4 protein-coding genes, 1 rRNA gene and 2 pseudogenes are annotated in these 7624 nt (G+C 40.4%); 4 read left to right on the top strand and 3 right to left on the bottom strand.

Going from position 1 to position 7624, the window contains the following annotated elements:
- Positions 1-23 precede the first annotated feature (23 nt).
- The 4 genes and pseudogenes from rrf to E0H89_RS07970 all read left to right on the top strand — a co-directional run bounded on the left by rrf (position 24) and on the right by E0H89_RS07970 (position 4653).
- A 5S ribosomal RNA gene (rrf, locus tag E0H89_RS07980) occupies positions 24-138 on the top strand.
- Positions 139-317: 179 nt separating this feature from the next.
- Positions 318-521: pseudogene (locus E0H89_RS16975) on the top strand (MFS transporter); the annotation flags it as partial.
- 821 nt (positions 522-1342) lie between these two features.
- Positions 1343-3763 carry a YgiQ family radical SAM protein gene (locus tag E0H89_RS07975; RefSeq protein WP_131216110.1) on the top strand — a complete coding sequence of 807 codons (2421 nt, stop codon included), beginning with the start codon at positions 1343-1345 and terminating at the stop codon, positions 3761-3763.
- A gap of 344 nt (positions 3764-4107) precedes the next feature.
- Positions 4108-4653 (top strand): DUF2726 domain-containing protein, encoded by a 546-nt coding sequence (locus E0H89_RS07970; protein ID WP_131216109.1) that lies wholly within the window; start codon positions 4108-4110, stop codon positions 4651-4653.
- A gap of 49 nt (positions 4654-4702) precedes the next feature.
- Here E0H89_RS07970 and E0H89_RS07965 read toward each other — a convergent pair whose 3' ends face one another.
- The 3 genes and pseudogenes from E0H89_RS07965 to E0H89_RS07955 all read right to left on the bottom strand — a co-directional run bounded on the left by E0H89_RS07965 (position 4703) and on the right by E0H89_RS07955 (position 7618).
- Positions 4703-5062 (bottom strand): RidA family protein, encoded by a 360-nt coding sequence (locus E0H89_RS07965; RefSeq protein ID WP_131216108.1) that lies wholly within the window; start codon positions 5060-5062, stop codon positions 4703-4705.
- A gap of 432 nt (positions 5063-5494) precedes the next feature.
- Positions 5495-6550: a DNA polymerase IV gene (gene dinB, locus E0H89_RS07960; RefSeq protein WP_131216107.1), complete on the bottom strand. Its 1056-nt coding sequence runs from the start codon at positions 6548-6550 to the stop codon at positions 5495-5497.
- 60 nt (positions 6551-6610) lie between these two features.
- Positions 6611-7618, bottom strand: a pseudogene (locus tag E0H89_RS07955) (MBL fold metallo-hydrolase).
- Positions 7619-7624: the final 6 nt, after the last annotated feature.

The following is a 7624-nucleotide window of genomic DNA, read 5'->3' as shown; positions in this document are numbered from 1 at the left end:
CCGAACGTATCCATAACAGTTGTGCTGGCGACAATAGCAAGAGTGAACCACCTGATCCCTTCCCGAACTCAGAAGTGAAACCTCTTTGCGCTGATGGTAGTGTGGGGTTACCCATGTGAGAGTAAGTCATCGCCAGCTCATTATTCCAAAAGCCCCGCTTAAATAGCGGGGCTTTTTTTATGCTTAAAATAAATACTACAAGCATTGTTTTATTTCAGCTATAGACATTGAACATAGAAATATGCCCATTCGGCATACAGAGTTCTTATATTTGATTCAAATTTTGAGCTCACTTGTATTGAATATGATTCCAAACCATTTCTCTCTCATTATTTTCAGCAGCATTTTACTCTTTTTCATTGTTGGATTTTATGCAACCGATGATGCCGATATTTGCAAAATTCTTTGCTGTCTCTCCGACACATAACAGTTTCTCTTTATCCTTTTCTACTGTGACCCTTGCAATAGGATTATTGTTTAAAGGCTTAATTTCAGATCGATTTGGTTATAAACCAATGATGATTTGGGCACTGTTTTGGATGCAAGCCTATTGATTCACAGCTGCTTACTTCTTGTTATAGGTTGCCATGCCATTATATTTTAGGGGTTGCTCTTGGCAGTATGGATGGTCGTGTTATTGCTAGGATTTTAGTAGATTTTATTTTTTGGCAAACGGTAATTTTGATTATTGGCTTACTCGATTTAATTATTACTGTGACCTTTAGTTGTCACAGTATTTAACTATATGAGTTATCCCGTATTGCAAAGGCTCTTTGAACTAGAAAAAAATAAATTTATTTTATTTCAATTGCTTACATTGACAAATTTTATGGTTTATCTCTTGCAGCAGGTTGGTGCATGAAGTTTGGGCAAAATAAAGTATTTTCTGTAATGTTAATGACTAAGCTGCTCGGTTTATGGCTGATGCTGATCCTTTCGATTGGACTGACTTTATTTACCTTCTCCTTTTTTGCTGCATATTCCACCTCAAGTTGGATCTCCACGCAATCCTTACAAATATCGTGCAGCGGTTTCTTCGCTTTATCTGTTTAGTTACTCTATGGGATTTAGTGCTTTGGGGCATATTAGTGGGGCTGATGTGAAGAAACTAGGGCGGCAACGGTTTAATGTGGTTTATTGTTGTGTGCTGATGTCAGGTTTATTTTTCGGTCTGGCTTCATCGTCGACCATTTTTATAAACAGCAAATTATTAAAAATTTAAACTACTGTTTTTGTATATTTTTTAATCAGGAATGTGAGCGGAATTCATGGTAAAATGATCGGCTTTCATCTTTGATCTCATTTTAAGATCTTTCATCTGCCAGCCGAGAATTTGCTAGCCATGTCTACAGCTTATACCGCACAGACAGCGCCGACCGCGTTGTTTGATTACGACAAATATTGGGCGTCTTGTTTTGAACCCGCACCATTTTTGCCGATGTCACGCGAGGAAATGGATCTACTCGGCTGGGATGCCTGTGACTTTATTTTAGTTTGTGGCGATGCCTATATTGACCACCCATCTTTCTGTTCAGGCATTATTGGACGTACTCTTGAAGCACAAGGCTTTCGTGTGGGAATTATTGCTCAGCCCGATTGGACTGATCCTGAGGCATTTCGTGTATTAGGTAAACCGACCATTGCTTGGGGCGTGACCGCAGGCAATATGGATTCCATGATCAACCGTTATACGGCGGACCGTAAAATCCGTTCCGATGATGCTTATTCACCAGACAATCAGCCAAACAAACGCCCAGACCGTGCAGCAACTGTGTATTGTCAGCGTTGCCGTGAAGCATTTCCTGACGTACCCGTACTCTTGGGGGGGATTGAAGCATCCTTACGTCGTATTGCCCATTATGATTACTGGTCAGATAAAGTCCGTCGCTCGGTATTGATGGATTCAAAAGCCGATTTATTGATGTACGGTAATGGCGAACGCTCGATTACTGAAGTTATGCACCGTTTGGCCAAAGGTGAAAAAATTCACGAAATTACCGATGTTCGTGGTACAGCATTTATTGTCAACAAACATAATCGTGCCTCTAAAGCCAAGTTTGTCGAAATTGCATCTAATGATGTGGATAGCATTGGACGTGTCGATCCGATCATCAATCCGTATGTGATGACTGAAGATTTAGACGGCTGTGAAATAGAAAAAGATAAAGGTAATTCTTTAACTCAATATCAAAATTTCCAAAAAGAACTGGTTGCCAATCCAATTATCCGCGAAGGGGATAATCTGGATGCCGATACGCAAATTGTTCAGCTTCAAGCGGCACCATCAAAAGCCATTAAACATAAATTACCGCCACGTGAACTGGCTGTGATTCGTTTGCCTGCATTTGAAGAAGTCGCCAGTGATCCGGTTCTGTATGCACATGCCAACCGTATTTTGCATTTGGAAACCAATCCCGGTAATGCCCGTGCCATGGTACAAAAGCATGGTGAGCGTGATGTTTGGTTAAATGCGCCCCCAATTCCGTTAACCACCGAAGAAATGGATTATGTGTTTGACTTGCCGTATGCACGTTTGCCTCATCCAGTTTATGGTGAGGCACGTTTCCCCGCATTTGACATGATCAAGTTCTCTGTGAACATTATGCGTGGCTGTTTTGGCGGGTGTACTTTCTGTTCAATTACTGAACATGAGGGTCGTATTATCCAAAACCGTTCTGAAGAATCGATTCTGCGTGAAGTTGAAAAAATTCGTGATACAGCACCTGGCTTTACTGGAATTATCTCTGATTTAGGTGGGCCAACTGCGAACATGTATCGTTTGCAGTGTAAAGATCCTGAAATTGAGAAAAACTGTCGTAAACCATCGTGTGTATTCCCAGGTGTTTGTCAAAACTTGCATACCGATCATGCACCGTTGACGCAGTTATATCGTAAGGCACGTGAACTAAAAGGCATTAAAAAGATTCTGATTAGTTCAGGTTTGCGTTATGACCTGGCTGTATTGAACCCTGAGTATGTGAAAGAACTGGTTCAGCATCATGTCGGTGGTTATTTGAAAATTGCACCGGAACATACTGAAAAAGGTCCATTGTCGAAGATGATGAAACCGGGTATAGGTACTTATGATCGCTTCAAGCAAATGTTTGACCGTTTCAGCAAGGAAGCAGGTAAAGAACAGTACCTGATTCCTTATTTCATCGCAGCGCATCCGGGTACTACCGATTATGACATGATGAACTTAGCGATTTGGTTGAAGAAAAACGGTTTCCGTGCCGATCAGGTACAGAATTTCTATCCTTCACCAATGGCAACAGCAACTACCATGTACCACACGGGTAAAAATCCGTTGGCGAAAGTGGCGCGTTATACTGAAAATGTGGACATTGTGAAAGGGGATAAGCGTCGTCGTTTGCATAAAGCATTCTTGCGTTACCATGATTCGAATAACTGGCCCTTGCTGCGTGAAGCATTAAAAGAAATGGGTCGCTCTGACCTGATTGGTAACTCGAAACAGCATTTGATTCCGACCTATCAGCCTGTAGGCACTGAAGGTCAGTATCAATCGGCACGTAAGAAAAATTCGACTGTTGCCGGTGATTCGCAAAAACGTAGCGGTGATAATGCTGCTCGTAATCATTCAGCAGCGAATCCATCACGTCCGTCAAACACCAAAAAACGTCCTGAAAAAGGTCAGATTTTGACTCAGCATACCGGTTTGCCTCCACGAGAAACAGGTGATGCTAAAAAACCGTTTGGTGGGCCTAAAGTAAAAGGTAAGTCTAAGCCGAAATCGAAAGCTTGATTTAAAAAATAAAAAAGAACGCTTAAGCGTTCTTTTTTATAATCCATTAAAAAATAACAGTAATTAAGTTGCTCATCGGAATTGTAGGACAATAGCTAAAAGTATAGTTGCATCTGTGCTAAACCTTGATATACCCTATTTCAGTGTCTAATGAAGGATTCAGTTAGACATCTATGATACAAATAAAAGAACTGCAATTTTTTGTCAGTTTTTATAATGATTTTGTCATCATTAAATGAAGTTTGTTTGCTTAAAATATTTATAAAAATACTAGCTGTATACTAACTTTCATAACAATCGGTGTGACACCGGAAAGATTATAAAAAATTTAAAGGACTAAGAGGATGATGGTTTATATTTTGATTGGGAGTTTACTCCTATTGTGTGTGCTGATAATGGCTTGGAAAAGTCTGGAAAGCGGCACCAAACAGCAAGATAGTGCTTTAAAGCAAAGGGCTATTTTTAATATTAATGAACAACTCACCTATACCCGACTCAAGGGGATATTGCCACAGAGTACGGTGTTGGCCCATGTTTCATTTGATGCGTTATTGACCACCAAATACTCTCGTACCCGTCATAAATATCGTAATATGGTGGCAGATTTTGTTGTGCTTGATGAACATCATCAAGTGACTGCCATTATTGCACTAGATGATCCCATGATATTAAAACGTCAGCAGAATTCCCAATATCAGGATGCGTTATTGGCTATGGCGGGATATCGTGTGATTCGTTATGAAGATGTACCTGAATATTATCAGTTGAGACAAGATTTCCTGCTTGAAAAATCCACTCATAATTTATTAGATATACAGGCTGAAATTACCCCAAAAAAGTATAGTTTTTATCCTGAGTTGGAACGGAAAAAAATTCGCATCTTGGGTTAATAACAACAAGCATGAATGCCTATACTTTCATGCTTGTTTATTTTTTGCTTTAATTCGCCGCACGAACAGCAGTGACAGTCAGCTCAACCAGAACACGTGGATCATACAACTTCGCTTCAACGCAGGTGCGGGGGAGAGCTTCAATATCGGCAACCCACATATCCCAGATCTCATTAAAAGCAGCATAATCTTTTTCAATATCTTTCAAATAAATGGTGACTGACAGAATCTGGCTTTTGTCCGTACCGGCATCTTCAAGAAATTGATCAATAATATCCAGAGTCTGTTGAGTTTGTCCCTTAATATCTAAATTAAAGTCCGAAGCTAGTTGACCTGCAAGATGCACCAGATTGCCTGAAATCGCAATTTCAGAGAAGCGTTTAGAAACATGTAAACGTTGAACAGTCATGAGATTAATCCTAGATTTTTGGTGTAAAAGGACGATAAACAACATACTTGTATTGCAATCAATACGGGGATAAATGGTTTTTAAAAATGAGTAGAGTAAAAATGCCAGACAGTAAAAATTTTACCCCATCAATAACAGTACCAATGAAATTATTTAGAGTGGCTTAACCGAGTTATTATACTTGAAGATTTACTGGAATATTCGCATAAGACATGCAGGAGAGGATTCCATGGTTTACAAGAGTTGCCCTGTAATATTCGGATTTGATCGTCACGCCAATCACAGGACAGCATGCTAAAAGTAAAGGTGATTTCTAGCATCTCAGCGGCTACATGGATAAATGCATCGCGCCAATAGAGTACCGCAAAAATACAATTCGTGTGTAATCAATTGACCTAATTTTATTCTTTTGATTAAAAAGCACTCAAATACTTACCAGAGTGAAAGCTGAGGCTGATCCAGTTGGTCGGAAAGCTGGTAAACCCCCACGCCAATTAAGCGGAATTGAAAATGTTCAGGAATCTGCATTTCGTTGAGCAATTGCTGAAGTACATCTTCAAGTTGCTCTTGATTTTCCAAGGGTTGTTTAAAGCTTTTGCTGTGTTGTAGAACCTGAAAATTTTTAAGTTTGAGTTTGGCAGAAACACCACGTGCACAGAGTTGTTTTTTCTCTAAATTCATCCAAACTTGCTTCATCAGTTCGAACCAATAATTCTGGCATTGGGTTAAAGTCAGATCATTATCAAAGGTAGTTTCTTTAGAGATTTGCTGGCGTTCCCGTTCAGCTTGCACCGGTCGCTCATCAATCCCTTGGGCATACAGGAAAAGTTGTCTACCGTATTTTCCAAAATGCTGAATTAGCACCCCTTCTTCAATGTGCTGTAAATCGCCCAAGGTTTCCAATTGCAGATTTTTGAGTTTTTCTTGGGTGACTTTACCGACACCGGGAATTTTTTTCAGCGGCAAATGTTGAATAAAGGTTTGCACCTGTGAGGGTTTAATCACACAGATGCCATTCGGTTTATGCCAGTCCGAAGCAATTTTAGCTAAAAACTTATTTGGAGCGACACCAGCCGATGCTGTTAAACCAGTGACTTGAAAAATATCTTCTCTTATCCGCATGGCAACTTCTGTGGCACTAGGAATGTTCTGTAAATTATCGGTAACATCCAAATAGGCTTCATCTAAAGACAGCGGTTCAATAAGCGATGTATAACGCTGAAAAATCTGATGAATCTGATTTGAAATCGCACGATATTTTTCAAAATTCGGCTCAATGACGATCACTTGAGGACAGTGTTTTTTGGCTTGTGACATCGGCATGGCAGAGCGGAGGCCAAACTCACGTGCAGGATAGGAGGCAGCATAAACCACAGCGCGTGGATGGTGTGAGGAAACCACCACAGGTAAGTGCTTTAGATCGGGTCGTTCTTTGAGTTCCACGGATGCATAAAAGGCATCCATGTCGATGTGAATGATTTTTCTCATGCAGCCTTAAACTCTGCCTCTAATGCCCATGCTCTCAGTATCTCATCTTCTTTGAGGAGATTATAGCGTGTGATCAAGCGGATACGACACAGGCTGACTGAGTAAAATGATTTGTGTTTTTTGCTGTTCAGCCGCCTGAATTAGAATCTTTAAGCTTTGCTCGGTGTTATCGGCCAGATAAGGCAAAAACTCCAGAGGCTGATTCCCGGCTTGGAAAAAGTTGTCCCAATGAATTGGTATCACCACTTTAGGTTTTAAGGTTCTGAGGGTTTGATCGAGATAGTTTTGCTGAAATTCTTTCGATTGGCGTGATAACTGGGCAATGCCTAGAAATAAAGTATCGACCTTTAAATTTTTCAGTTGATCGGGAACAGCCCCGGTACTGGCTTTGACTAAAATTTTATGACCTTGATGTTCAATTAAATAATCAAAGCTATGTCCTTCCTTAAATTGAGAAAAACGCGCAGGAAGTTGCAGCGGTTGAGAAATCTCCTCACCTAAGTCATTGTTCACGGCAGTGGGCGAGGTATGTTGTGAAGCAATTGCAGTAGCTTTGAATTCACCAAAGCTTAGGGCATGCAAGGGTTGAACCTGAATGAGTTGCTGTTCTGTAACATGTCCGCCACGGGCAATATTAAGACTGCTGTTTGAACCAATAATTTTAGTATGCGGAAGCTGTCTTGCAAGTTCGCCAATATCCAGCGCATGATCATAATGTGAATGAGTGACGAAAATGGCTTGAGTCCGCTGTAAATGCTGTTGCTGAATCATCTGCCGGATGAGTTCAGGCTGACTTTGAATTTTCTGAAACAGGACTTGAGACAGGGAAGGACGGCTAAAGAATCCATCAATCAAAATCTGAGTTTTGCCATCATCAAAAAGCAGCGTCGAAACACCAAAGAATTTAACCTTAAGCGTTGAAGATGCAGAAGACTTTTCAGGTGGCTGATATTGTTATTTTTGAAAATTAGACATTTGACCGGAAGGTTGCAATAAAAAAACGATGCCAGCCACCAAACACAGAATGACCAGTCCCAATGAAACCCACAGTCTTTTTTTAATCGATATAATTTT

The sequence above is a fragment of the Acinetobacter sp. ANC 3781 genome (genome assembly GCF_004331285.1).
Lineage (GTDB): Bacteria > Pseudomonadota > Gammaproteobacteria > Pseudomonadales > Moraxellaceae > Acinetobacter.
The sequence above is the reverse complement of the archived record's forward strand: the minus strand, read 5'-3'. Positions and strand labels throughout refer to the sequence as shown.